The organism is Paenibacillus sp. FSL H8-0457 (assembly GCF_038051935.1).
Taxonomy (GTDB): Bacteria; Bacillota; Bacilli; order Paenibacillales; family Paenibacillaceae; genus Paenibacillus_AQ; species Paenibacillus_AQ lautus_A.
Window position 1 is genome coordinate 5,048,493 of record NZ_CP150293.1, and the last position, 25,684, is coordinate 5,074,176.

The 25,684-nt window shown below is 47.8% G+C and carries 30 protein-coding genes and 1 pseudogene; 2 read left to right on the forward strand and 29 right to left on the reverse strand.

From position 1 onward, the window contains the following. Nucleotides 1–23: 23 nt before the first annotated feature. From MHI43_RS22490 to MHI43_RS22500, 3 genes are all read right to left on the reverse strand, one after another. Nucleotides 24–908, reverse strand: coding sequence for a class I SAM-dependent methyltransferase (locus MHI43_RS22490; RefSeq protein ID WP_036664164.1), 885 nt, complete (start codon nt 906–908; stop codon nt 24–26). A gap of 29 nt (nt 909–937) precedes the next feature. Further along, nucleotides 938–1,453 carry a GrpB family protein gene (locus MHI43_RS22495; RefSeq protein ID WP_036664165.1) on the reverse strand — a complete coding sequence of 172 codons (516 nt, stop codon included), beginning with the start codon at nt 1,451–1,453 and terminating at the stop codon, nt 938–940. Between the two features lie 194 nt (nt 1,454–1,647). Next, nucleotides 1,648–2,127 (reverse strand): NUDIX hydrolase, encoded by a 480-nt coding sequence (locus tag MHI43_RS22500; RefSeq protein WP_036664166.1) that lies wholly within the window; start codon nt 2,125–2,127, stop codon nt 1,648–1,650. 303 nt (nt 2,128–2,430) lie between these two features. Here MHI43_RS22500 and MHI43_RS22505 point away from each other — a divergent pair, with 303 nt between their 5' ends. Continuing rightward, nucleotides 2,431–2,934: a VOC family protein gene (locus tag MHI43_RS22505; protein WP_036664167.1), complete on the forward strand. Its 504-nt coding sequence runs from the start codon at nt 2,431–2,433 to the stop codon at nt 2,932–2,934. Between the two features lie 75 nt (nt 2,935–3,009). Here MHI43_RS22505 and MHI43_RS22510 read toward each other — a convergent pair whose 3' ends face one another. The 13 genes from MHI43_RS22510 to MHI43_RS22570 all read right to left on the reverse strand — a co-directional run bounded on the left by MHI43_RS22510 (nt 3,010) and on the right by MHI43_RS22570 (nt 11,770). Then, complete coding sequence (locus MHI43_RS22510) at nt 3,010–3,444, reverse strand: GNAT family N-acetyltransferase (protein ID WP_036664168.1); 435 nt, start codon at nt 3,442–3,444, stop codon at nt 3,010–3,012. 159 nt (nt 3,445–3,603) lie between these two features. After that, nucleotides 3,604–4,002, reverse strand: a complete 399-nt coding sequence (locus tag MHI43_RS22515) for a DUF1801 domain-containing protein (protein ID WP_036664171.1) — start codon at nt 4,000–4,002, stop codon at nt 3,604–3,606. Between the two features lie 49 nt (nt 4,003–4,051). Continuing rightward, nucleotides 4,052–4,831 carry a class I SAM-dependent methyltransferase gene (locus MHI43_RS22520; RefSeq protein ID WP_015736552.1) on the reverse strand — a complete coding sequence of 260 codons (780 nt, stop codon included), beginning with the start codon at nt 4,829–4,831 and terminating at the stop codon, nt 4,052–4,054. A 26-nt stretch (nt 4,832–4,857) separates the two neighbouring features. Continuing rightward, on the reverse strand, nt 4,858–5,622 hold the full coding sequence (locus MHI43_RS22525) for a Nif3-like dinuclear metal center hexameric protein (protein WP_015736553.1): 765 nt from the start codon (nt 5,620–5,622) through the stop codon (nt 4,858–4,860). Between the two features lie 31 nt (nt 5,623–5,653). Further along, nucleotides 5,654–6,190 (reverse strand): hypothetical protein, encoded by a 537-nt coding sequence (locus tag MHI43_RS22530; RefSeq protein ID WP_235201845.1) that lies wholly within the window; start codon nt 6,188–6,190, stop codon nt 5,654–5,656. 34 nt (nt 6,191–6,224) lie between these two features. Further along, the gene (locus tag MHI43_RS22535; protein WP_036664174.1) at nt 6,225–6,668 is read right to left on the reverse strand and encodes a hypothetical protein; all 444 of its coding nucleotides are present in this window, start codon (nt 6,666–6,668) and stop codon (nt 6,225–6,227) included. 86 nt (nt 6,669–6,754) lie between these two features. Beyond that, a complete protein-coding gene (locus tag MHI43_RS22540) occupies nt 6,755–7,306 on the reverse strand; it encodes an 8-oxo-dGTP diphosphatase (RefSeq protein WP_036664176.1) in 552 nt (183 codons plus the stop codon). A 77-nt stretch (nt 7,307–7,383) separates the two neighbouring features. Beyond that, on the reverse strand, nt 7,384–7,956 hold the full coding sequence (locus MHI43_RS22545; protein ID WP_036664178.1) for a hypothetical protein: 573 nt from the start codon (nt 7,954–7,956) through the stop codon (nt 7,384–7,386). Between the two features lie 24 nt (nt 7,957–7,980). Next, a complete protein-coding gene (locus tag MHI43_RS22550) occupies nt 7,981–8,136 on the reverse strand; it encodes a hypothetical protein (protein WP_015736559.1) in 156 nt (51 codons plus the stop codon). Between the two features lie 194 nt (nt 8,137–8,330). Continuing rightward, the gene (locus MHI43_RS22555) at nt 8,331–8,762 is read right to left on the reverse strand and encodes a DUF4830 domain-containing protein (RefSeq protein ID WP_341283164.1); all 432 of its coding nucleotides are present in this window, start codon (nt 8,760–8,762) and stop codon (nt 8,331–8,333) included. Nucleotides 8,763–8,851: 89 nt separating this feature from the next. Beyond that, nucleotides 8,852–9,178: a YobA family protein gene (locus tag MHI43_RS22560; protein ID WP_015736561.1), complete on the reverse strand. Its 327-nt coding sequence runs from the start codon at nt 9,176–9,178 to the stop codon at nt 8,852–8,854. 34 nt (nt 9,179–9,212) lie between these two features. After that, complete coding sequence (murI, locus tag MHI43_RS22565) at nt 9,213–9,989, reverse strand: glutamate racemase (RefSeq protein WP_015736562.1); 777 nt, start codon at nt 9,987–9,989, stop codon at nt 9,213–9,215. 230 nt (nt 9,990–10,219) lie between these two features. Continuing rightward, on the reverse strand, nt 10,220–11,770 hold the full coding sequence (locus tag MHI43_RS22570; RefSeq protein ID WP_036664184.1) for a tetratricopeptide repeat protein: 1,551 nt from the start codon (nt 11,768–11,770) through the stop codon (nt 10,220–10,222). A 252-nt stretch (nt 11,771–12,022) separates the two neighbouring features. On the opposite strand from MHI43_RS22570, the gene MHI43_RS22575 reads away from it, so the two are divergent. Beyond that, on the forward strand, nt 12,023–12,829 hold the full coding sequence (locus tag MHI43_RS22575) for a lipase family protein (RefSeq protein ID WP_036664324.1): 807 nt from the start codon (nt 12,023–12,025) through the stop codon (nt 12,827–12,829). 80 nt (nt 12,830–12,909) lie between these two features. On the opposite strand, the gene MHI43_RS22580 is transcribed toward MHI43_RS22575, so the two are convergent. The 13 genes and pseudogenes from MHI43_RS22580 to MHI43_RS22640 form a co-directional block, all read right to left on the reverse strand. After that, the gene (locus MHI43_RS22580) at nt 12,910–13,746 is read right to left on the reverse strand and encodes a PIG-L deacetylase family protein (RefSeq protein ID WP_036664186.1); all 837 of its coding nucleotides are present in this window, start codon (nt 13,744–13,746) and stop codon (nt 12,910–12,912) included. A gap of 48 nt (nt 13,747–13,794) precedes the next feature. Next, entirely contained in the window at nt 13,795–14,217 is a 423-nt protein-coding gene (locus MHI43_RS22585) for a VOC family protein (protein WP_009589923.1), read from the reverse strand. Nucleotides 14,218–14,574: 357 nt separating this feature from the next. Then, nucleotides 14,575–14,667, reverse strand: a pseudogene (locus tag MHI43_RS22590) (putative holin-like toxin); the annotation flags it as partial. Nucleotides 14,668–14,797: 130 nt separating this feature from the next. Continuing rightward, a complete protein-coding gene (locus tag MHI43_RS22595) occupies nt 14,798–15,223 on the reverse strand; it encodes a GNAT family N-acetyltransferase (RefSeq protein WP_341283165.1) in 426 nt (141 codons plus the stop codon). 106 nt (nt 15,224–15,329) lie between these two features. Further along, complete coding sequence (locus tag MHI43_RS22600) at nt 15,330–16,001, reverse strand: HAD family hydrolase (protein WP_036664189.1); 672 nt, start codon at nt 15,999–16,001, stop codon at nt 15,330–15,332. 92 nt (nt 16,002–16,093) lie between these two features. Next, nucleotides 16,094–16,489, reverse strand: coding sequence for a DUF6508 domain-containing protein (locus MHI43_RS22605; RefSeq protein ID WP_036664191.1), 396 nt, complete (start codon nt 16,487–16,489; stop codon nt 16,094–16,096). Nucleotides 16,490–16,564: 75 nt separating this feature from the next. Beyond that, the gene (locus tag MHI43_RS22610) at nt 16,565–17,332 is read right to left on the reverse strand and encodes a class I SAM-dependent methyltransferase (protein WP_036664193.1); all 768 of its coding nucleotides are present in this window, start codon (nt 17,330–17,332) and stop codon (nt 16,565–16,567) included. Between the two features lie 440 nt (nt 17,333–17,772). Then, nucleotides 17,773–18,249, reverse strand: coding sequence for a DinB family protein (locus MHI43_RS22615; RefSeq protein ID WP_036664196.1), 477 nt, complete (start codon nt 18,247–18,249; stop codon nt 17,773–17,775). 152 nt (nt 18,250–18,401) lie between these two features. After that, a complete protein-coding gene (locus MHI43_RS22620; RefSeq protein WP_009589917.1) occupies nt 18,402–19,283 on the reverse strand; it encodes a carbohydrate ABC transporter permease in 882 nt (293 codons plus the stop codon). 17 nt (nt 19,284–19,300) lie between these two features. After that, the gene (locus MHI43_RS22625; protein WP_036664198.1) at nt 19,301–20,200 is read right to left on the reverse strand and encodes an ABC transporter permease subunit; all 900 of its coding nucleotides are present in this window, start codon (nt 20,198–20,200) and stop codon (nt 19,301–19,303) included. Nucleotides 20,201–20,313: 113 nt separating this feature from the next. Further along, on the reverse strand, nt 20,314–21,996 hold the full coding sequence (locus MHI43_RS22630; protein ID WP_036664200.1) for an extracellular solute-binding protein: 1,683 nt from the start codon (nt 21,994–21,996) through the stop codon (nt 20,314–20,316). A gap of 94 nt (nt 21,997–22,090) precedes the next feature. Beyond that, nucleotides 22,091–23,782 carry a response regulator gene (locus MHI43_RS22635; protein ID WP_036664202.1) on the reverse strand — a complete coding sequence of 564 codons (1,692 nt, stop codon included), beginning with the start codon at nt 23,780–23,782 and terminating at the stop codon, nt 22,091–22,093. Then, nucleotides 23,748–25,616, reverse strand: coding sequence for a sensor histidine kinase (locus MHI43_RS22640; protein ID WP_235201839.1), 1,869 nt, complete (start codon nt 25,614–25,616; stop codon nt 23,748–23,750). The genes MHI43_RS22635 and MHI43_RS22640 overlap by 35 nt, the downstream gene beginning before the upstream one ends. Between the last annotated feature and the right edge of the window lie 68 nt (nt 25,617–25,684).

Here is a 25,684-nt window from a genome sequence, read left to right on the forward strand (position 1 = left end):
TTCCTAGGGCTCCTTACGTACGTTTATTCTCGGCTAACCATGCCAAAAGAAATCTTCATATTCGGCGCGTAAGTCAACCACGAATCGCTATCAAACTTCTGGAACAGCTTGAGTTCAGCAGCATATTGGGCTTGTGCTTCCTCCGCTGTTAAACCTCTCTGTACCAGCTGCTCCATTGTCATTGAAGGTTCATTGGGCTCTTGCCCAATCCCCTCTTCTCTTAGGGATTGATACAGCCGTTCTTTGCTATCATCATCCATATGCCGATCCAAAAAATTCACTTTATCGCTTACTCGACATTCAACATTCCGTAACCCCAGTTGACTTAGAAGAATAGGGAGCTTCATGCCGATGTTCCCGTCTTTGCCGCTGCGGCTGGCGTCCACCTCATACAGCTTCTGTAATACGCCTAGACGGACCACTTCGGAATGCAACATTCCATCATCGAAGCCAAAATTCGCCGCATTGGCGATCCAATGGGGCTCAAAACAAATGACCCGGCCGCCGTTCCGCACACTGTCGATCATTTTTTGAAGGATATCTCGGGGATTCTTCATATGTAATAGAAACGCGTGACAGAGCGCAATGTCGTACTGCCGATGCACCTGGATTTCTTCGATATCCCCTTGAAACAATTCAACGGAATATGGCAGCTTGTCAAAGATTCCCCTTGCTTCCTTGATCAAATCTTCACCTTTGTCTATACCTGTGTAGGTTGATCCATCGGGTAAAAGCGGGAGAAGCTTTAATCCTAGATAACCATAACCACAACCGTAGTCCACCATGTTAACGGGCGTATTCATTTTCCAGACGTTCTTAACCAAAAACTCCAGGTAGTCGTCATTGTAATATAACCATCTGGTATTCCTCAGGTATTCGATTTTGGAATCCCAGTAATATTCGGACATCCTCTTTACGTCCTCTCTGCATCAGGATTCTAACTCTGTTCCAGCCTTGCCTTACGGATCACTTCACGAATGAAATCAGCCTTGCCGTTCGTATAGGCTACGCGGTCGTGTTTATATTGATTTTCGAGTGTTTTTTTCAAAGCATAATATCGATCCTTTATTTCCGGATGTTTCTTTAAATACTCTCTAAATGAAATCTGGTCAATCCACTGTTGGCCCTGGTATTTGTAAATATGCAGATGATGCGTTCCTGCCCGCCATTGCCCTCTTCTAAAGAACAGCCGCTCCGGAAACTCCGGTTTAACAACATATTCGTAGCCGATCCCAGCCAGATTCTCAATATAATACTCATCGACTTCCTCTATACTAAGAACGCCAGCCATCATATCGATGGTCGGTTTAGAGCCTAAACCCGAAACGGACGTGCTCCCGATATGTTCCATGTGAACGTCGAGGCCTTTCAGTGCCGACTCAATTTTCGCTTTTTCCCGGTTGTACTCATCTTTCCAGTCGGGGTTGTATGGTGTGACAATCACTTCTTCCATGGGTCGTTTCCTTTCGATAGCAGATATCAAACCTGCCTATTTTAATACAGCCCATTCCTCTGTTCTGGCATTCCTATCCAAATCATGGAAAAATTCGCCGATGAAGCTTGAATTCGTTCTTTTAGAGGCATCAGAAAAGAGGCGGCCTCCCGTATATGGATTGAGCTCTACTCCCAATGGCCCAGCTCGAATGCCTATATATTCCGTCTCAGCTTAATTTCAAACTCCGGTTTCGTGATATATTCCATATAGACGAGGGCTCGGTTAAAATCCAAATAAGACTGGAAACGCGTACGAATGGCCGAGGCCGTAATGTATTGAAGCACTTCATCCTTATGGATCCAACGACAGTCCGTCGTTTCTTCCGAAGTCCTCAGCTCGCCGCCTGTAGGCTTACACACAAAATCCATCATCACTTTCGTTGGAACCACGGCAACTCCGCTGTGTCCCGGATAGGTTGATGTATTGGAATAGACACCGATCAGATGAGATATAATGGTCTCGATCCCGCTCTCTTCTTTGATCTCCCTAATCAGCGCATCCATGAGATTCTCTCCGGCCTCCACCTGGCCTCCCGGAAACACCCATCCGTTACGATCCTTCACCAATAGAATTTCTCCATGTTCATTCTCAACCACGCCGCCTACGGCAACAATATGCGTTGGCATCATCATGACAACAGCCTCCGATAGATAAGATATACCACAAACTATGACAAGTCCCGTTAGAATTCGTTAGCGTATCCTAGAAAGATCGCTTCATAAATATATTCTTCTACTTCTTCACCACAGGCATGAGATTCACCTTTATCTTCCTCCAAATGGAAAAGGCCTATTTTCCCCTGAACGCGAATCGGCCCGTTGTTATCCGAAATTCATGATCGGCAGGAATAGATCGCAATCGGTAAGAAATCATGATCCGAGTGATTTGATACAATGACATTACATTCTATTATCTGTGACGAAGGAGTTGGGATGATGAAGAATAGAGTCCAGAAGATATCCCCAAACTTGTGGTTTGATCACCAAGCCGAGGAGGCAGCGCAGCATTACGTTTCGATTTTCAAAAACTCGGGGATCGAACGATTTACGCGATACGGCGCAGAACGCAACGATCACTCGCCATTCGCCGAAGGAGCTATAATGACGGTGGAATTTCAATTAGAGGGACAACATTTTGTTGCGCTCAACGGCGGTCCGCATTTCAAATTCAACGAAGCTATTTCGTTTATTGTGCATTGCGATTCGCAAGTAGAAATTGACTACTATTGGGAGAAGCTGGCCGAAGGCGGTGACGAAAAAGCGCAAGTATGCGGTTGGCTGAAGGACAAGTTCGGCGTATCGTGGCAGATCGTTCCGGCTAACTTAAACGAAATGATAACCGATCCCGATCCGGCTAAATCGGAACGCGTGATGAAGGCCTTACTCCAGACGAAATCAAAAATCGATATGCAAACGCTACAGCAAGCCTATGAGGGATAGGGAAGGCTGCCTTCATGGCAGCCTTTTTTATGCTTGAATGTTCTATCCATTTGAGACGGGGCAACCATGATTACATCATAGCACAAGTTCATGCGTGACCAATTCACCGTCGGCAATTTCCCGAAAACCTAGATTCTTATAAAATGCAGACGCCTTGGGATTGTCTGTTTTTAATACGAGTTTCGTATAATGGCTGCTCGCCATACGAATCACAGCTTCAACCAGCCTTCTCCCGACTCCTTGACTCCGGAATTCCTTTAGTACATATAATCTGCGGATCCTGCCTATGCTTCCGTTCGCATACGGATCCCGATTTAACCCGCAGATGCCGATGACTCTATGGCCAACTCGACATTCAAACAAGGCTTCATTTTCATGATGAAAGGTATTGATACCCTTATGATACTCATGCACTAATCTATGGATATTCCTGAATCCTTCTTCCTGGCTTTCAGTCAAGAGCTCGGTAAGGTCTACTGCACCCAGATCGGTAACTTCATGAATGATCATGTTGTTTAATCTCCCTCTTGAGCCTTTCGACTGTATGTTCAATTCCAGTATTTACGCACGTAATTCCATGTTCCTTTGACAACCATCTGTTATAATCGGCCTCATTCTCTTTAGATTCGGACTCAGCTACCAGAGTAAACTCTGAAACTCTACTAGTCATCAACTCGTCACTTCAATCCATCTAGCAATAACGGCTTTTAACTGTTCCTTCTTTTGCTCCAAATCGTCTGTATCAACGATTTTCACGATGGCCCGATCCTGCGACGCCCATTCCAATAACCCCGCCGTACCCTCTGTCAGAGTTCCCCTTATATCATGATCCTTTACCTTGGCTCCACAATGAAAAATCAAGCGAATGAAACCCTTCCCCTGCAAATTCAAAGTGATCCGGTCTTCACCCTGAACGCAAAAGCTGGGAGCATTCCATTTGATATGCTCCGTGATTCGATCATCAACACTCAGGATGAAGCTTCGGACCTCCTCGATTACTTTTTTCAAGGGATGCTCAAGTTGATGAAGATACTCCTCGACTTGTTCTTGACCCCGTAATTGTGCCATCCATAACCCCTCCTTTTTTATACTGGTAAACTCATCCTATCTTACTGGTCTATGCTTCTGGCTTCCTTGCTGTAACGATCGGCTGATAAAAGCCCGAATCTGAAGGCATGTGCCACTGGATATCGATGAGTCCCGCTTCCGCCAGCAAACTGCTTAATTCTGATCGCATTAATGCTCTATAGGATGTGCTGTTGACTTGGGTATGCCATGCCCCATCGATTTCTTGCATAATAAATTGGTTCGTCACATAGTGATATCCACCTTCCGCCCAGTCCCAAACTTGAAAAACCATACGTTTCCCTTCATCCATGATTCGTGGAACCGTTGCACGCTGGCGGTTCTGAATAATAGCGTCATAGTCCCGAATGGACACGACAAGCAGACCCTCGTTACGAAGTTTGGCATACAGGTTGCGGCATGCCTGTCTAAGCTCACCATCTGACAATAAATGAGGGATCGCATTGTCGGCAGACAATACGACATCGAATTGCCCAGCAATATCTTGCTCTAGAGACCGAAAATCGGCGATCCCAAAATCAATGGGAATCCCCAGCTTCTCGGCTTCCTTTTTGGCCCGCTCCACCGACTTGGGACTCAAATCCGTAGCCGTTACGACAAAATCATGCCGTGCCAATCCCAAAGCCTGCGTCCCTATTCCGCATGATGCGTCCAGGAGATGGAACCGAGCCTCAGGGTTCTCGTCATATAACGAACGAATAAAACGATTAAAGAAATCACCCTGCCATCTTACCGCTTCATGCCAATCCTCAAAAATCAAATGATACGTATCCGCAAGTTCTTCGTAAAAATCGAAGCTGGAATCCTTCAACCGTTATCCCCTCCGATGACGTGTTTTTAGTTCACTGCTTCCATATGCTCCTCGTACAACTGGATAACTTCCACATCTGGAAACCTCTCCTGCAGCTTCTGGGCGAGCGATCGTACGCCGAAAATTTCGGTAAACGTATGACTGCCCACGATGAGATTCAATCCGACGAACCTGGCATATTGAACCGTATAGAGCGTTTTTTCCCCGGTAATGTAAACATCGCAGCCATGGTCCAAGGCCTCTTTCAACTGATTCGTGCCGTTACCTGCTCCGGTTATCATGCCGATCCTTTGAACGGGTTTATTGCTATTCTGCTGATAAAACACGTGTTCGCCCAAAGCGGAGGACATGGTTTCTACAAGCTCTTCCATCGAGACCGGAGACTCCAGTTCTCCGATACCTATCGAGCTATTCCCATCCATATGCCGGGATGATTGGACAATATGTTCCGCCCCCAATTCACGCAGCAACGAATTGCAGGTTCCGAACTCGGCATAATCCAAGGGAAGATGGATATAGAAATGAGCGATGTCATGCTCCTGCAGCAACTCTAAACACCGCTCCTTCATCCCGTACACGAAGCCCCATGCATCATGATGCGTGATAATCAGATCGACCTTTTCGACAACTGCTTGTTGGACAACCTCCGGAGTCAGATTAGTAGCGTAGCCTATCCGTAGATAGTGATTCGATGAAAAAAGATGGTAGCCATACTCGTCGTCTTCCTCAAAATCATTCAATAACGAGCCGAAAAGCTCATGGATATAGGATTTGAATTGTATCGTATCCATCTTTACTCCTCCCTCTTCCACCTGGTAAACCTCAATCTAATGTTACCACCTTTAAAAAGTCAGCCATCAAAGTATTGGATACACGCAGCCCCTCCTCTCTGCTGCTAGCCGGTCCGGCAATCATCATCCCACGTGTGGCCTCCCACGACTTTGTATTTGTTTCTCCATTCTCGGTTACATGTTTGGCTATAGCTACGCTGCTAAAATCCTTATCGATAAAAATCAATCCATATGAATTCAGTTTAGGAACTCCATTGGCTGTTTCATCATAGACCAGGACTCCTCCCCCACTTAGATTAAATACGATTTGGGTATAACTTTTCTCGTCTGTAAGTCGTTTGTTATCGCTAAATAATTGGATTGAGCCGTCAAAATGCTTTGCTCCAGTGATGGACCGTGTCAGATAACCATCGATTTCGATGCGAACCGGCATGATCGCCTGGTCCGCGTTCTTTCCTAAATGAAACTCTACTGCTTCTATGTTCTGAACAATTTGTCTGGGATGTGTATACCACTTATAAGACAAAATCAAAAAAATCGAGAAAACCATGATGGTTGGAACGATCACTTTTTTCAAATCATTCAGCACCTTCAAAATTTTTTCATTCTTCGAGTGTATGTACATTGATGCTCTCGTTAGCCTGCGTACGGCCGTCCATGCCTAAAGCTTGAACAGCGATATGATCGTGGAATTTCCGATTGCCAAACTCCCAGGACAACGACCACCCATCCGATCCGTCAATGTCATAACCGATAAGCTCCCTTTCCTTCCAAGTTTCTGTCCCCGTAGGCGCTACCCAGAACAGAACAGACTCTATATGTTCTGCCTCAACATGGATGGTCATCGTATGGGTATCCCTAGATACAACCCACCAATTCGAATCATATGGCAAATCTGTTGATACTTTTAATATCTTAGCCTGAAGGTCTACAGCGTCCGCTTGTTCGTTTATGGGTGTTGAAGTTTTAGCCGAGACGGATTCTTCGACCGGAGAGCATGCAACCAGAAGCAGTAAAACGAGTAAAAACATATTTTTAATTCGCATGATGCCTCCCGCATATAACAACAAAACCCGCCTAAGATCATTCCAATCTGAGTCGGGTCATGTGGTGTGATAGATTTTATGCCAGGTTAATACCTAACCTGTTCTTCTAGATATTTCTTAAATAATTCGGCTCTTATCTCCTCGTTCGTTTCAACCATAGAACTTATTTCAACCGATGTGTGCTGCAGTAGTTTACCATCCTTATACGTACAATGATGTTCGTAACAATTCGGATCATTCAATATCAGCTCGAGCGACTTAGGGATATTGGCTGCGATTCCGGCATTTCCTACAGTCAGAATCCATTGCGTGGATTTCCAATCCAAAATGCCCTCGTCCGTCTTTTTTGGGGTCTCATAAATGCAGTCCTCAGGTACTTCGGCAAGATAAAGGTACATTCCTCCCAGATTCCTGCCTTCCGATGTCCAAGTGACGAGGCCTTTGAAGGTTAATCGGCAATCCTTATCCCGAATATTCGTCTCCTCATACAGCTCACGTATCATGGAGTCTCTGGGCGTCTCGTTGCTTTCAAGCTTGCCCCCCACTCCATTCCAACATCCCATCCATGGCGCTCTATCACGGTTCAATAATAAAATCTCATCACCGCGCCGAACGAAACAAATATTGTATTTCAGCATCGATTGTTTTCTCCCATTCTGGTTACACCGCAATCCATCTTATCATCGTCTCTTCGATCGGCTTCTGTCCAATGTTTTTATTCCCTAGAATACAAAAGCGCACCGCCAGACCCCAAAATAACGAAGTGTTTGCCCGACGGTGAAAAACCACATTTTATTTTTCCGTCCAGCCGGTTCAAATCAATCATCGTGGCTTGCTTCAGATACTCATAATTAGGGACGAACACCTGGTCCAATATAACGGAAGCCCTTGGCCACCAAGGATGAATGACTTCCAGCATCCAGCCATCGTTTGTTACGTGAATCCCATCCCCCGACTCAAATCCAAAAATCGAAATGTCCTGTCCGCTGAGCGGAATGCGAAAACTTAAGTAGTCTCCGCTCATATGGTCTTCCGTTAGGTCAGAGTCCCGGTCTCTGTGAATGACGGTTCCGGTTATGGCCTGCGTCAAACTGTAACCGGAGCTGCTGATCAGAACCAGATTCTCATCGGCATCCCAACCGCAAGCAATGCATCCGGAAGCCGGAATGATGACCTCAGACGTCCAGGGGTGAGGCGGTTTTGTAGGTTCTTTCGCTTGGGCAAAGTGCAGCAAGTCGATCTCAAACGTTGTTCTGATTTCTTTTTTTGATTGATTAAAAGAGTTCATATCATACACCTGCCGTTTGATAGGTTATCGCTTGGATTCATCATTCTTCATTTCATGTATTCTCATATTAAGCTCATCCAGAGAACGCTGCATGCGCTCCATTCTTCTCAGGGCAGCATATTGATTGCTGATAATCCCGGCCAAGCCGACAATCAAGATAATCACAATGAAACCGATCATGGATAGCGTCCATCCTTTCTTATTTTATGATTGAACTTATAATCCCTGTTATCGGGTAACATCGATGTATTCACCCAGTCTTCGAAGCTGCTGAACAACAAAGTCTTCGGCCAATCAGCTGACTCTTCATGCTTCCTGGTTAAATTCACCTCCGTTGGTGCTCTTTTATTATAATCAACGGTCGGCCGACCCGATTAAGGCAGAATGTTGCTTCCCAGATCCTTACGATGAAGCATGGGATTCATCTCACTTTGATCAATTGTAAATGTACCGTCCTTTTGTTCGAGTTCATGATTGAATACTAGATACCCACCTATGATTTCATGATCTGACTCCAGTATATATCCTACAATCTGATTATACGTCGTTGTTTTCTCTTGCAAAATATAGCCCGTCTCTATAACCTCTCTATCCAGAAATGACGCTAAGTCCACATGTCCCAAATCTTTCAAGTCCTTCACATGCTTTTGATAGGATGGTAATGTCGAAGGAGCATACTTTGTTTCGGATGCGAATCTGTCAATGCTCCATCCGTAATCCTCGAGGAATTTAACATGTTGTTCTTTAGGCGTTTCCGTGATAATCTCATCGTCTTGTCGATTACAACCAACCAGAATCACTAGCACACAGATGATTAGTAACTTTAATTTCAATTTTCCGGTCCTTTCCCGTGTTTTTATCCAAACTTAACCGTTGTAGGATGAAATGCGGATCGTTACTCCTCGACGATTTTTATTTTCTGAGCACTGGCCTGAGAAGGATAGGAATCGTTTATCCCGGGCTTGAGCCAATATTGTATTTTCTGTCCTTGTTCATACTTCGAAGCAGTTTTGGTCGTTATCCAGATCGCCGGTCCCTCGTATTCGAGGAAAATATCATCCCAGGTTTCACCTTCAAATTTTCGATCCAGCACTAGGAGCTGATGATCATTTTTTTCTAAGATGTAACCTTCACCCCGAACCAAATCTGACGAGGAATTGCCACAAGCGGTACTTACAACGGAAAGAAAGATAATGATCAAAATGGAAAGATAGCGATTCATGATCCCATCCTCCTTTGGCGATGCTCCAGTTTTCCTATCCCTCAATCTCCCTGTATATGCTGAGCGCTTTCTCCATCTTCTGAGTATACTCCGCGGATTGGCTTGAATTTAGCAGCTTAACATCCTGACTCCCGCTGGAGCTGAGCAGATCCTGGTCGCTCAATACTTGGATGAGTCTGTTCACGGTACCTTCGCTGCCATCGATAATTCGGATATGATCCGGCAGCAGATCCGACAAAATCCTTTTGTAAAAAGGATAGTGCGTACAGCCCAAAACGATCGTTCCATACTCATTCAGATCAAAAGCTTCAAACTTCTTCGTGAAGTATGCGTTCATGATCTCGGGGTCGAAATTCAAAGCCTCACAGTGCTCGACCAGCTCCGGTAAAGGCTGGGAATCCACGATATGCATGCTATCGACTCGCCGGACCAGGTCCTTATACTTCGACTCCTTTAGGGTCAGCGGCGTGGCAAGCACCAGGATTCGCTTCCCGCTGGCGCGGTTAATTTCAACAGCCGGTTTTACGGCAGGCTCCATCCCGATAACCGGGATCGGATAAGCCTTCCTTAAATCGGAGATTGCCATGCTTGTGGCCGTGTTGCACGCAACGACAATGGCTTTGACCTCTTCCTGCATGATGGTTTCCATCGCCTGATGTATGTAAGCTTTCACGTCTTCCTTAGCTTTGGTACCATATGGCACATGGAGCGTATCCGCCAAAAATAAAAAGTCTTCATGAGGCAGCTTTTTCATAGCTGCCGTTAACACGGTTAAACCGCCTAAACCTGAATCAAAAAAAGCTATTCTCATTGTTTTTCACCTGTCGTTATATGTTGGTCTGTCCGTATCATTGCAATCGATGTCCTTATACATTATACTCCACTTCCCGGAAACGCGCAGAGCCATCTGAGCATTAAGCGTTTCAAAATAAACAGACCCGGCCAAGTAAGAATCTCGGGAGGCCGGGTCTGATGTATTGTTCTTTTGAATAGGGAAGAATGATTAACTTCCTTCATGATCATGAAAAAAACGCAATCCATTTACTCAAAGCATTTCAGTAAAGCCAAAGCCTCTTCATGATCGGGCTCCAGAACGAGCGCCTCGCGCGTATATTCCAGAGCCTCCTCGTCCAGGCCAAGCTCGTAACAACAGATCGCCAAACAGTATAATACCGTTGGCACCGGCTCGTCTTCATCCGTGTCCACGGATTCCTTCAGGAAGAACTTGGCATCCTCGTACATATCCATCTCAAACAGCACCAGTCCCGCATCCAGGGCCAGATCATAACGCTGCTCCATTACATAATACGATGACCACATCTTGAAGATGCCTGCACGGATATCCAGCATTTCTTCGTCATTGGCCTCCGGCAGCAGATTCGAGATGCGCTTCGCGCTCTGAATGAAGAACTCGGCGTCATACCCGCCTAATCGCCAGAAGGACAAAATTTGCTGCAAGCCCATGCTTTCAATATTCCGGTCGACCCATTCTTTCATACTGAAGAATTCATCCGGTCCGAAGCGTTCGATGAATTGACGGTAAGCGAGCCGGGTATTGGCATAACTTGCCGGTGCTTCCAGCATGAGAATGCAGCCGACGTTAATATTCTTATAATGCTGCGTAGGGAACATGGCCAGTGCGCCTCGCTGTTCGAACACATGCTGCAGCGCATGATAATTAGCCGTTAGCGAAAAGCTGCCATGGTAAATTAATTGCGGCGGTTCGGCGAATTTCCAATTATCGATGCGATGATCTCCTTTATCCGCCGTGAGGAGCATGAAACCTGAGGTGGATAACCGATTTAGGCGTTCCAAGCAGGTTAAGCCCACCTCCGGAAACAGGATATGCGAATCCTCCAGCTCTTGCTGGTAATGAGCAATCACATCGCGATAAGGATAAGTATCTTCTTCGTATCTTGGTTCCCGGCGGTGCTCGTAGGCCAGCTTCATTCGTTCCAGCGCCTCAGCGGGCTTGAGCTTATGGTGCTGCTCCGGAAATTCGATGACCACATCGCTCTCATAAATCTGGCCTTCCCCGACGTAGATCAATTCTTGCGGAATGCCGTCAAAAAAATAATTGGCGACGATCAGCAGCGGCTGCTTCAAATCTCCGGGACGTATCGTGGTCTTCGATACGACCAAGTTCAATTCCGTATCATGCACGGCATCGAACCTCCCGAAGTCCAGCAGTCCTTGCTCAATATACGATTGCATGGCAGGATGCTGCTGCCATGCCGTCACATTTTTCATCGGCAAATCCGTCATGACATAGCGGAAAGGAGGCAGCGCTATCCCCGTATCATCTCTCAGCTCGCACAGCTTGTGCAGCACATGGTAACCGAGACGTCCGGCTCCGGCGCCCAATTCCAGAATCGTCACGGGTTCGATGATATCGCCCCGACCCGCGCGATCTCGAAGGAATCCGAATATCATTTCGGCGTAAGCCGTGGCTATCATGGGGTTGCTTGTAATATACTGCGGGACCTGATCATTATTCCACGCCTTCATCCCCAGTTCTTCATAATATGTCCGCTGTAGTTCCCAGATGGGTGCTTCACTGAAACGGAAGCGTTGTTGATTATTATCCGTCATTTCTATTTAACCCTGCTCTCTATGTATCGTATAAGTACAATCTGAAACCTCGAATGCCTTTACACGGTTAGACCAAAGACCAATCCATGTCTATAGAATGGTACCATATAACTTGGTTCTTCCCAAACCCTCAAAGTCAGGAAATCCCGCGGACTCCCTTCGGTTGATAACCGTTTGACAAACCAACGGGCAATAGGCACCTTTCCTTCCTCTCCCTAATATAGTGTAGGAGAACAGAAGGGCGGGATGTACATGGGTGCGAGCACGGAGCAAGAACAATGGGCCATTTTCCTGGCGGCGATCTGCGGACAAACCTATACACAATTCACCAACACGGACGGCTCATTTGTCCTTCCGCTAAACTTCTCGCTGTTCGACACCATTGAAGCGAATTCCTTAATCCGCGTGTCGGAACGCTTCGGGTTTATCCTTGAATCGCCGGAGGAGATTATCATCGCCTTTCGGGGTACCATGTCCTCCACGGATTGGATCACGGATGCCATAGCCTCCCAAAAGAACTTCAAATACATCAAAGATCCCGCGCTCACGCACCGCGGCTTCACCAGCATCTACGCTTCCGCCCGCGGGCAGATCATGTCGGCGCTTGCAAGATTGCCTGTCGATAAGACCTTGTTCATTACAGGCCACAGTCTCGGAGGGGCACTTGCCACCTTGTGCGCCGTGGATGTTGCCGCGAACACGGATCACCAATCCCCCCATGTATTCACTTACGGATCACCGCGCGTAGGCGATCCCGATTTTGCGAAGGCCTTTGCCAAATATGTTCGAAGCAGCTTTCGTATAGCCAACCTGTTCGATGTCGTCACTCATGCACCGCCTAGTATCTACAAACTGCCGAAACGGGAAAAGAAATACTATTACAGTCACGTCCATACTCACTGGCCATTGACCTTCCAGAATGGGTCGGTTAGCGGCAATCATGTAATCAGCAGTTATTATGCGGAGCTTGCCAAGCTCCAGCCGCCATTTGCCGAGCTTTTAAATTCGGCGAATCCCGGGTTCTGTCCCGTCACAGAATTACCAATAGAGAAGGTGTAAGCTTATCTGGAGGGTCATATAAAGAAAGCGGATTTCCCTGTAGAGGAAATCCGCTCTTTTATTGCTTAACCGAGAATCGATTACACGCGAGTACCCGTTAGCATCGGGAACAATACCTTCATTTCAGCGTCATTCGGTCTTCGGCCATAATCCGCAATTTCGAAAGGCTCGGCATATTGTACGCCGGCTGCATACTCTTGACCATACAGCTTGGTCAGCGTAGGCAGCATTTCGTCCGACACGCGCAGAAACCGATTCCAAAACTTCAGAATAAAATCCCGCTTCTCTTCCCACGTATCCGGTACGGAATGCAAGAAACCGCCCTGCCAAGGGGCAAACTCGTAAAACTGGGAAGCATGGGCATCGCAGGCCAGCAATTTCTTCTCAATGACGCCTCCGGCATCGATGACCATATCCGGTTGATATGACGCCCGTGCCGCATAATCCGGCATCAGCAGATAGATCGGGGATTTTTTTAATGACGGTACTTCGGGCACGGCATTAGGTACATTCGCCACAAAATCTGCGGCATCCCGCACGACCTTCCCGGCATTTCGGTTATCCACATGGCCGGGACCGTCCGGATGGAACGTGATAACGATATCTGCCTCCCAGCCGCGGATTTGACGGATCACTTCCTTGCGTACGTCCGGTGTCGGCATTAATTCGCCATCCGGTATGGGCAGAACGACATATTCCAGAACCCCAAGATGCCGGGCAGCCTCATGGGCTTCCCGTATACGACGGTCGATCAGGTCCTGCCCGCTCATTTCATGATGGCCGCAGCATCCATCGGTTAACGTAACGAACTTCACCCGATGGCCCATCTCTGCGTAGGCTGCGGAGATCGCTCCTGCATAGATTTCAGGTTCATCGGGATGCGCTGCAATGACAATCACATTGAGAATAGTGGACATATATTGCTTCCTCCTTATCGTTTCTTCAATAAACGATCGATGTACCGATTATTTCAAACGTTTCATCAATGGATGATCTTCTTTCAGCTCCAGCAAATCCCACAGGTTCCCGTACAAATCCTTGAATACCGCTACCATGCCGTAATCCTGCTCTTTCGGCTCTCTTACAAACTCGATTCCCCGCGACACCATTTCGCGATAATCTCTCCAGAAGTCATCGGTATTCAGGAACAGAAACACTCGGCCGCCCGACTGGTTGCCTATAAACGGCTCTTGTTCCGGCTTGGATGCCTTGGCAAGCAATATCGTCGTGCCAACCGACCCGGGAGGAGCAACAACCACCCAGCGTTTGTCTTGTTCGGGCTGATATGTATCTTCGATCAAAGTAAAATTCAGCTTCTCGGTATAAAATGCAATAGCCTCATCATAGTCCTTCACGACTAACGCGATATGAACAATGGATTGTATCATGTCCTTCCATCTCCTTAAGGTTGAGTATCCAGCTAGTCTTCAATCTTTGTTTCTACTTATCCTCTTGATAACGGCATCCTTATACATTAACAACGGTTCCGCTAAAAAAGTATGATAAGATTTAATTGGGATATGAGATGAGAGAACTTTCCCGTGACGCATACATCTCATTATCTACGTTTCATCAGATTTTTCTAGAGCTTTGATACATAATTTATTTTATGGTATTATAAATGTAATTAAGACCAAGTGCAGCAACACTTGGTCAGTACAATTGGCTTGGATGGTCTATTCCCTTCTAAGTCATTAGGAATGAAAAACCCACCTTCGGCGCGTAACCTTTGGGTGGGTTTTTATTTTTTTCTTGTTGTTATTGTTAATGTATGTTAAAAGAGCAAGAATGAACGATCCAAATAGAAACATAATCGTTAATGCATCCTTTACCTCCACGGCTTCACCTCCTTTCGAAGGGAAACCATGCCCACCCAAGATTCAATTGTAGTTATATTTTACCTCTTATCACATCTACGTACAAGTGTTCCTATTTTAACATTTCTAAATAAACCACCACAGTTTGTTATTATTTCGTACAGAATGTTTGAACATATTTCTTTGAATCTTCTCTTACTACTTCAGTATAATTGTCTTTTGTATATTGTTTTACTACCTTTCTCCAAAACGATATTGCAGGCTTGTTAACTTGCATCTGGGCAATCTTCCAATTTGCTTTATACATATTAAGTGCTTTGATTGCTGCTTGATGCCCAATTCCTCTTCTTCTAAATTTCTTAATAATCATAAAATCATAAATAACATGTGTCGGATTGGGGTCAGTATCCATATTTTCATGTAGGATGACTGTAAAACCAACTAATATTCCCGAGGCTTCTATAAAAAAGGGATGCCACCTTCGATCTCCCTCCCAAAACAGATTAATATCCAAATCATACTTTCCATCTTTATTTAGATCTTGATTCGTATACTCACTAAAATCGTAATAATACAATTGATACAAATTAAACAGGATATCTTTTTTCCTAGATCAACGGGTACCAGGTTTATATGCATAATGTTCTCCCAATAGCATTAATCATTATCCACCTTTGAAATATCTACATGATCCCTTCTAATTCCGTTAGCTTCTTTATGATGTAATTAGGTTGTATATGATCCGGCTTCATTTTGTTCATCCGATTGATCCAAACGGCTCGGATTCCCATGTTTTGGGCTCCTACAACATCACTTGTTAATGAATCCCCAACATGCAGTACGTCCGTATTCTTTAACTCATAACGTCTTAATGCTTCTGCAAATATTTCCGATCTTGGTTTATAGGATCTGACGTCTTCACTGGTAATCACTCCACTTACCTTTAGACCGTGGAACTTTATTGCTGCCATCACATCTGATGTATCGATATTGGAAATGATGTATACAGGCAATTCGCATGACTTCAGAAATGAGAGGGAATCCTCGTAAATTCCTGGCTTTTGCCAATGTTCAAATTGCTCAAGTATGATTTCGTCTGCCGTACAGTTCGATTGATAAAATTCTATCGTCTTGCACAAAGACATCCTACCCAGATTTCTTTGAGTATCAAAGTTTTCCCCATAACTTTCTTGAAACATCTTTGAAAATGATGCCCACCAGTATTGTCCTATCTCCTGAATCGAACAATTCTCAGAAGAACTTCCTTTAATTTTCTGGCATATTAACGGAATGATCTCATCATCTTCATGAACTACAGTCCCATAAAAATCGAGAAAAATCGCTTTCGTAGTCATTGCCGTCCCCCAAACTCTACTTGCCTAAAGATGACAAGTTTATGAGCGATTACGTTCACCATTTGAATTGAAATTTCAATGTCTATACGTCATCAAAGCGAGCCCTTCAACTCTCTCAGTCGCAATAAAATTTCAGCAACATGTCCTTTCATGCATACGCTGAGGAATAACCCTTCATTGAATCGGTCACCGCGAACATAACTGGTCATCAATTTTCTAAGGGTTACCAGATCGGCGCTGCGAATGCTGCTCCCCACAGGGTTATCTAAATCTCGATAACCCTCGTTCTCCGCTAACCATTCGCTCCAGTTAAATACCATGAGGAAGCCAGCATCATCCAACGCTTTACGAAAACTTCCGATTTCCTTGCTTTCACATCGATATCCATTAACGTCATGGTAAAAAACGGACCCGGGATTTTGGAAATACTCGAGGTATGGGAGCAACCGCTCCACATCTGAAGCAGTTAAGTCTAAGTCATACGGCATACCATCACCTCATTGATTTTTATTCGTCATCGCGCAAGGTACCCATGGCACCTCATATAAACGCCCTGATGCCTGTTAACGCCCCCTTGAAGCCTTCCTAGCCTCGTATGTAATCATCTGACCCGCGTTTACTGGTTGATTCATCCAGCGATAGTCAGCTGACTTCGTAATCTCATCGTATCCCTGCTTCTCTAACATGAGTTCAAACTCATGCATCCCATACCAGCTTAGAGGAAACCGCTGCAGCTCGGTCTGCACCAGATGGCCTTCCTTCCATTTTTCATATTTCAGAATCGATACGATGCGCTGGTCAAGCAGATTGCATTCCGTACGTCTTTCCTCCAAAACGATGACTTCGTTATCGGAAGTTTCCCAGCTTCTAGTCGAGGTGTGATTCGCGTCGAAATCAGTAGGAATATACAGATCCACGATCAATCTGCCCCCAGGGGTCAAATTGGAAGCATAGTGTTCCAGAGCCGATTCAGCCCGCTCACGTCCCTCTACTAACTGAAAAGATCCTGCTGGAATGATAATGGCGTCATAGGCATCCGCCAACGAAAAGTTATGCATCTCGTCTTCAAACAGCTTCGCCTCAAGGCTCAATTCCGCTAATCTTCTTCTGCAGGAATCCAGCATCGCAGCCGAATTATCCACGCCTTCGATGTTGATGCCTGCTTGGAGCAACGGGATTAATACCCTGCCCGATCCACATCCAACTTCCAGCACCTTGCCCTTAACGTCTTTTAGGCGCTCTGTATAATATTCCACGTCGCCAAAGGAGAAACCTAACGGTTTGCTCAGATCATACACTTCCGTACACAGCGCTCCGTACGAACTATACATTGAAATGACCTCACTTTTTTTAAATATTTTTTTCCCAACAACCCGGCTGATATGATAACCCACTACACTTCCCGCTTCTCATCCGGCCGATAGAGGATACTTTGGCAGTCCCAATCTTTAGAATCCATATCACCCAAGTACATCCGCTCATGCTCGGGCACCCGTTCATATTTCTCTCTAAATGTTCCCTGTAAAACTGGTTGGATTTTCTAGAAATAAATCAACGCTTCATTGATCATATAAGAGAGCCGCAGGAAGCTCTATACCAACGATATTTATAAACATTCTCTACCAAAAACGACTCCCCATCATCCTTCTTGTTAACCTGGCATTCTTATTCTATTTTACTTCCTCATTTCCGTTTGGTAGAAATAGCAAAAGAACTCCCGTGCTCATGAGATCATGACAGCAGGAAGTCCCTATGTGTGGTTTCGTTTAAGCTACACTCTTAAAAAAGCAATATAATCCGTTATGATTCCTTTGTGTCCCAAATGCCGAAGCATGGTCGTGATATTGCCTCTATGGTAGGTTCCATGATTTACGACCTGCTGGAGAATCTCCGAAATCGAATTCTGAAATGCCTCACCCGCAGTGTTGTGATAAGTCACAACCTTCCCCATATCGCCAACCGACGCTAAAAATTCTTGGTGCTTGGTTTGGAGCTGGCTCAGATATTGACGAGCTGCTTCCAAATTCGCGAACGGTCTCGCGGCAAGCGACGGAGGACTTTCCTCCTTGATCCGGGCAAACCAAACTTCCTCCGCAGCTGCAAGGTGACCGAAGACTTCGGCGATGGATGTAAAGCCCAGATTCACTTCCTGGAGAAACACGCCTTCCGGCAAGGATTGCAAATGGTCCAATAATCTTTCGTTCGCCCAAATGTGATAATCGTACAATTGAAGATACGCTTCGTTCATTCTGCTCTCTCCTCTCTTGATCGCTTGATCGGTAAGCCTGAGTTTACGATGCAAGCCATCGCACCTAGCCCCTAGCACCTCGATAGAAAATTATACCATATATTGCGAAATAGCAGACACGGAGCTCAAACGAACATAACGCATATTCGGGATTACTCTTTGACGCTGCCAAGCACGATCCCTTTGACGAAAAAACGCTGGAGGAAAGGATACAGCAGCAGAATCGGCAGCGAGCCGATGAATATTTGCGCAGCTTTAAACGTTCGGTTGGATACTTCGGAGAGTGCCGCCGCATCGTCTGCATTGATCGACGTCAGGTTGGTCTGTACGATAACGGTCTGAAGATAACTCGACAACGGGTATTTTTCCGGAGAATTCATCAATAACAGTCCGTCAAACCATTCGTTCCATTGGCCGACGATCGTAAACAGCGTAACGGTGGCCATGGCCGGCAGCGACAGCGGCGCGTATATTTTCCACAGGCTGGTGATGTAGCTCCCGCCGTCAATGAAGCAGGATTCCTCCAGCTCCTTGGGCAGGCCGCGAAAAAAATTAAGCAGCAAAATCACGTTGAACACTGCTACCGCACCCGGGATGACCAATGCCCAAATCGTGTCGATCAGCCCCGTATCCCTGATTGTCATATACCTCGGTATCAGCCCTCCGGAGAACAGGGTCGTGAACACGAAGAACCAGGCATACTGCGTGCGGAATTTAAAATCCCGCGGTTCCTTCGACAGCGGATAAGCGATGAGCAGGGTCAGCAGCATGCTGATCCCAGTCCCGAGAACGACGCGCTGCACGGTGACCCACATCGCTACCATAAATTGCGGCTTGTTCAATACGTACTGATAGGAGCTGAGCGTAAAATCGACGGGCCACAGCTTCACGATCCCTGCCGTCGCCGCGCCTTTGGAGCTGAGAGAAACCGCCAGAATATGAACGATGGGAAGAAAGCAGAGCAGCCCCAGACCGATCAGAAAAGCGTAGTTGAAGCCAAGAAAAAATTTGCGGCTGAGTGACGGTTTATGCATACGGGACACCTTCCTTCCTAAAATATTCTGTAATTGGCGAACTTGGATGCCAGGGCGTAGGACGTCACGATAAAGACGAACGAGATCAAGGATTTGAACAGGCCGATCGCCGTGGCCACTCCATACTGGGCACCCTGCATGCCGATCCGGTAAATAAACGTATCCAGAATGTCCCCGCTCTCATACACCTGCGGGCTGTACAAGTTGAACACCTGGTCAAAGCCGGCATTCAGCACATTCCCGAGCGAGAGGGTCGCCAGCAAAATGATGATCGGCATCATGCCGGGAAGCGTGATGTGCCAGGTCTGTTTCCAGCGGTTTGCGCCATCCACCGTAGCCGCCTCATACAGGGAAGGATTGATGGAGGTTAATGCAGCCAAATAGACGATGGTGCTAAAGCCGAATTCCTTCCAGATGTCCGTTATGACGAGGGTATAAGGAAACCATTGGTTGCTGCCCAGGAAAAAAATCGGCTCGATGCCGAACCAGCCCAAAATTTGGTTCACGATCCCGTTCGTCGGCGACAAAATGTCGATAAAGATTCCGCCGAGGATGACCCACGACAAAAAATGCGGCAAATAGACGAGCGTCTGCACGCCGCGTTTGATCAGCTCGTTCCTCAGCTCATTCAGCAGCAGCGAAACCAGGATCGGCACGACCAATCCCCCGATGATTTTCATGAAGGCGATAAACACCGTGTTCCAAATGATTTGGCCGGTTTCCGGCAGATCGAACACATAACGGAAATTGTCCAGCCCGATCCAATCCGAGCCGAATAGGCCTTTGAACGGAACGAATTTCTGAAAGGCCATGGCAATGCCGATCATCGGCCAATAGCTGTAGATCAGTACGATGACGATGCCGGGCAAGATCATCAGATGAAGCGGCCACTGCCGCCGAAATTTTTTGCTTAACATGGCGATCCTCCTGTCTGTCAATGTGTATCCCATTCGCCTTCAGCAGGTGATGAATAGAGAACAGGGGAGGGTGTCAGAAACCTCCCTCCCCCTGTTCCCGTTAGCCGAACTCCTTATCTGGCGGCCTTCCATGCATTAACTTCTTCGGTAATCTTGTCGCCGCCAAGCTTCTTCCAGTTGGCTACGAACTCATCAAAGGCGTCGATGCTTGCCTCGCCCAAAATGATTTTGATGAACGTTTCCTGCTCCAGCCGGTCGAGCGTCGCCTTTTTGTCCGCCATGGTCTCGGTCGGAGCGCCGACATATCCGTTCGAGATCACTTTGCCTGCATCGTTTAGATCGCGAAGCTGCTTCATGGAGCCTTCCGGCCCATTGGCGGCATAGCCGGACCAGCCCATCGGATTGTTGCCTGCGAGATATTCCTGGAACTCCTTGAACATGATCTTCGTTTCGGCGCTGGTGATGTCCGCGTCGCTTTCGGATTCCAGCGCTTTGGCCAGCTCCTCCTGCCGGATCAGGTCTTTGTTCGGATTGACGACCTCGACCAGCGAATATTTGTTGACTCCGATGGATACGCCGTCCTCGATGATTTGGCCGTACTTGTCGAATTCCGCATTGTCGCTGTACAGCTTCTCATAGTACTGATTAGCCAGCTTGACGATGACCTCGGGATGCTCGTACCCCTTTTTGACCACGTAATATTGGGATACGGCAAAAGGCATCTGCACCGTCGCCGGACCGCCCTCCAAAGACGGGATAGGGTAGGACTTCCAATTCACCGACTCATCTTCTTTCACCATGTCCCAGAAAGGCCATGCCGGATACCAGCTTGGTCCGATCAGCATGCCGATTTTGTGGGTGGTCACGGATTCAAAGACCTTGACGGTATCCTTTACGCCGAACTCCGGGTCGATCAGCTTGTTCTTGAACATGTCCTGCAGCTTGGCCAGCGCTTCCTTCATCTCCGGCTGAATGCTGCCGAACTGCAGTTGCCCCTCTGCGTCTTCAATCCAAATTTGCGGGAAACCGCCGAAGCCGTTAAAGAAACCTACCGAAGAGCTGTTTAATCCGATATCCTTGGTCAGCGCAAGTCCGTAGGTATCCGCCTTGCCGTTACCGTCCGGATCCTGCTTGGCAAACGCCTCCGCAATGGCTACAAGGTCATCCATCGTGTTCGGTTCAGGCAGATTCAGCTTCTCCATCCAATCCTCCCTGACCCACAGCAGCGGAGCCGAGCCGCCGATGACCGGCTGGGTGGACGGGATCGCCAACAGCTTGCCGTCAAACGTCGCGGAAGGGAGCGCGTTTTTCTCGATCTCCATGACCTTCTTCAGGTCATCGCTGGCGTAATTCTCGAAAGCGGGCGTCAAGTCCGCCAATTGCCCGGCGTCCGCAAGCTGGCGCAGCTGCTCCGGCGTCACCTGCATGATATCCGGGAGGTCATTCGAAGCAATCGCGATATTCATTTTGGATTCATACTGCTCCTGGCCCGTCACCACCCATTTATAGTTGAGGTTGATGCCCATTTCCTTATACAGGTCGGTCCACACGTTGTTTTTAATATCCTGTCCGGACGGAAACTTCACTTCTTCTCCCACAAACCGGACGGCATCCAGCTGAATGGGGGGATCATACTTGCCGAACGGGTCACCCGGCTCCATGGCCGAGGCTTCGCTATCGGTGGATGAACCAGCCGCGCTGCCTCCGCCTCCTTCCCCTTTGCTGCAAGCGCTTAAAATAAACACGAAAGCCAGCATACTGATCCACAATACGGACAAGATCTTATTTCTCTTCATGTTTGCGACCTCCTTGAATTCGATGTTTGTATAGAGTATAAGGGAACAAAAAAAGAGCTATCTACTTCAAGCTCTTTACTTTGATATCTTCTCTTTACATGTTGTGCAGTTCTCTGTATTCCTGCGGCGTCAAATGGGTCGTTTTTTTGAAAAAGCGGTAAAAATACGGCGGAGAACTGAAACCCACCGCAGCGGCAATGACATGGATTTTGTCCGTCGTCTCCTTCAGCAGCTGCTTCGCTTTGGCCAGCCGTGCCGCATTAATCGACTCGGACAGGCCCTCACCGGTCACTTGTTTGTACAATCTGGACAAATACGAAGGGTTGTGTCCCACGGCCTCCCCGATTTGCGTCAAGGACAGGTCGCCGCTCAAGTGATCCTCGATATACCGCTGAACTTTGGCAATCACCTCATGCTGCTGATCCTGCTTCCCCTGCTCTTTCCGGTTGAAGATGATGTCCGCCAGCCTTTCGAAATATTCGGCCGCCTCCGTCCAGGAATCATGCTCCTCCAGATGAGTCAATGTGATATAATCCACCGCCCCTTCCCCTTCCACGTTCCGGCAGAGAGCTTCCATATCCACCAGGGACGGCATCATCACGGACACCAGGCCGTAATACACCTCCATCTTCAGCAAATATTCAACCTCCGGCGGGAAGGAAGAGGTATCGGTCACCTCATGGAGTAGCTGCATGAATTCCTCCCGGTCCCCATTGTCCAGACAGCCGCGCAGCAGCTCCATCCGCTTCAGATGCGTGCGAGAGCGCCCAAGAAAATGCCCCATACGATCCGGGCGGTTGCGCTCACCGGCTTCGGTCAACAAAGATTCGTGGCCGATCCCGAGGCCGCTGTCCAGCAGCTGCTTCAGTCCTTCGAATTTGTCCGGCAGCCGTTCCCAATCGACCCACTCGCCAGCCATGGCAAACGAAGTCTTCAATTTCAGAAGCGTTTTGCAAACGTCCTGAATTTGTTCCAGCATCCCGTGGACAAAACGCTGGACCCGTTCCGCCGCCGGACTTTGAATCTCCTCCGGATGCTCCTCCCCCTCCTCTTTGCGCTGCAAAATCCAGATCATCTTGGCCCTGCCGAACTCCACGGCCATGCCGTCGGTCATCGGGCCGAGCAGCTCGCCGATGATATTCTGGACTGCGTACAGCATCAGCGACTGGGCCGATGGACTTTCTTGCCTTTGCCAGCCGTCCAGCCTGCATAACAGCAGCAGGCATGGCTTGCGGGGATCCAGCTTCATCTCCAGCTCCGCAAAGCGCTGCTCCAGTTCCTCCCGCCGAATGTGACCAGGTGCTTTTTGCATCAGCTCCAGAACGTACTGCTGCTGTAAAAAAGGCAGCGCCATGCGCATATTGTCCCTCGCTTTGGCAAGCAGAATGTCCGCTTCAATCTCCTGGTCAAGCAGCTCCACGGTCTTCTCGATCGCGCTCAGCACGGCATCGTTTCCCTCGGCCTTGAGAACGTAATCGACGCTTCCTTGCCGGGTGGCCTCCTGGATATAAGAAAAGTCGTCGTATCCGGTCAAAAAAATCACTTTGCAATGGGGCCACTGCCTGGATATTTCCTTTTGCAGGGCAAGGCCGTTTAATCCCGGCATTTTGATATCCGACAAAACGATGTCCATTTTCGCCCGTTTAAGCCAGCCCAAGGCTTCCGAAGAGGAATAAGCCTTGTACACCTCAAGCTCGAGAAATTCCGCGCCAAGGCACAATTCCGCAAGCCCGTTCACGATAAAAGGTTCGTCATCCACGATCAGTATTCTGTACCTGCTCTTCATCCATCTCGCTCCTTTCTTGCTTTGGCAGTGTCATATCGATTCTCAAACCGCCCAACCGGCTTCTCGAAAAGGTCAATCCGCCAGCAGGCCCGAATTTCAATCGAAGGCGTCGGTGCACGTTGGATAAACCGGTGATCTCTCCCTTCACGTCCGAATTCGCGATCATGGATTGCAGGTTCTGCAGCCTTTCGTCCGTCAACGTCTCCCCGTTATCCTCCACGATGATATGCAGGACATGCCGCTCAGCGGCCATGGTAACCCAGATTTGCCCGTCCGCCTCCTTCTCCTCAAGTCCGTGCTCGTATGCATTTTCGATTAAGGGCTGAAGAATGAGCAGCGGAACGTCCAGTTGCTCCCAATCACCGGGGATGTCATCCCAATAAGCCGATATCCGGTTATGGAAACGGATGGACTGAATGTCCACGTAAGCCTTGGCATGCCCCACTTCCGCCTTCAACGAAACTTCGTCGGCAGCGTTGCGGGTGATGAACCTGAAATATTCCCCCAAATGCCTCGTAAAACGAACGATATTCTCGTAATCCTCCATCTCTCCCATCTGATGAAGCGTAAAGAAGCTGTTATATAAAAAATGGGGGTTGATCTGGGATTGGAGCTGCTTCAGCTCGGAACGCTGCGAGCGGATTTTCTGCTCAAACACTTCGTGGATCAGTACCTGCAGGCGCTTCACCATATGGTTAAACTGCTCGTACAGATAGTGGAACTCGTCATGATGCTTATGGCGCAGCTCCACCCGGGGACTGTCGAAATCGATGTTGCGGAATGCCCTCACCATCCGCTGAAGCGGCTGATGAATTCGGCTGTAGATCCAGCCCGAGAACAGAATAACCACCAGCAGGGAGAAGCCCGACAGCCCGAAAAAGATCATGCGGTATTTCCCGAGCGGGCCTAAGAATTCGGCTTCGGGGACATACACCACCAGGTCGGCATTCAAAAAGGCGGAGCGCTCCACGCTAACCCAATAGTTGGCCCCATCCGCCTTGACCTTCGTGTTGTAGGGAAGCTTTGAAAACTCGGTGCTTGTTAGCGCTTCCAAATCAATTCGTTCGGCCAGCCGCGGACCGATGCCCCCTCCGTCCTCCTGAGTCAGGACCCAGCTATTGTCCACGCCGATGAGAACGGCGCCCCCGTCCCCCGTGGCCAGCTGCAGGAGCGCCGTTTGCATTTTCGGAACGGAGAGCTCCGCCGCAATCGCAAAATTAGGCGGATGGCCGTTTCGCAATCGTTCCGGGTATACCATACCCAGCAGAAGTTTGTTCTTCCATTCGAAAATGACCCGATCGGGATGCTCTTCAAGCGCCTTCATCTGCTCCGGCGGCATGGCTCCTTCGTACGACACCTGCTCAATCGTTTTCTCAATCAACGGAATATACGTTTTGGCCTCCTGAACGTATTGATTGGAGCTTTGCAGCAGCCGCATTTTGCCTTGGAGACGGTTGATCGCCTGAAAATATTCGGAACGGCTCATGGCGGGTGCTATGGTGCTTAGCTTTTGCAGGTCGGAGTCCTGCGATAAATCGTTCATCAGCAGCACCGTCGATCGCAGCTCCTGTTCCAGCGTACGCATGAAAAAATTAGTCCTCGCATTCAAGGATTGGGTAATTTCCTGCTCCACGCTCGCAAGCCCGGATTCGTTCATGTACAGGGCAGCGGCGTAAACCGGCATAATGGCCAACAAAAAGCCGGCCACGATTTTTGGGTAAATCGATTTGAACCACAGCAGCTTCATCGCTTGCCTCCACTTCGTTACCATGATCGCTTCGCCTAACCGATGAACAGAATAAAAACGGACCATAACGGTTACACGATTGTTCACGACCGGTTATCCCGGCTAAAGCAAGGACATCCGACAACTTCGGGATATCCGCTTTCGCCGGGTTGAAC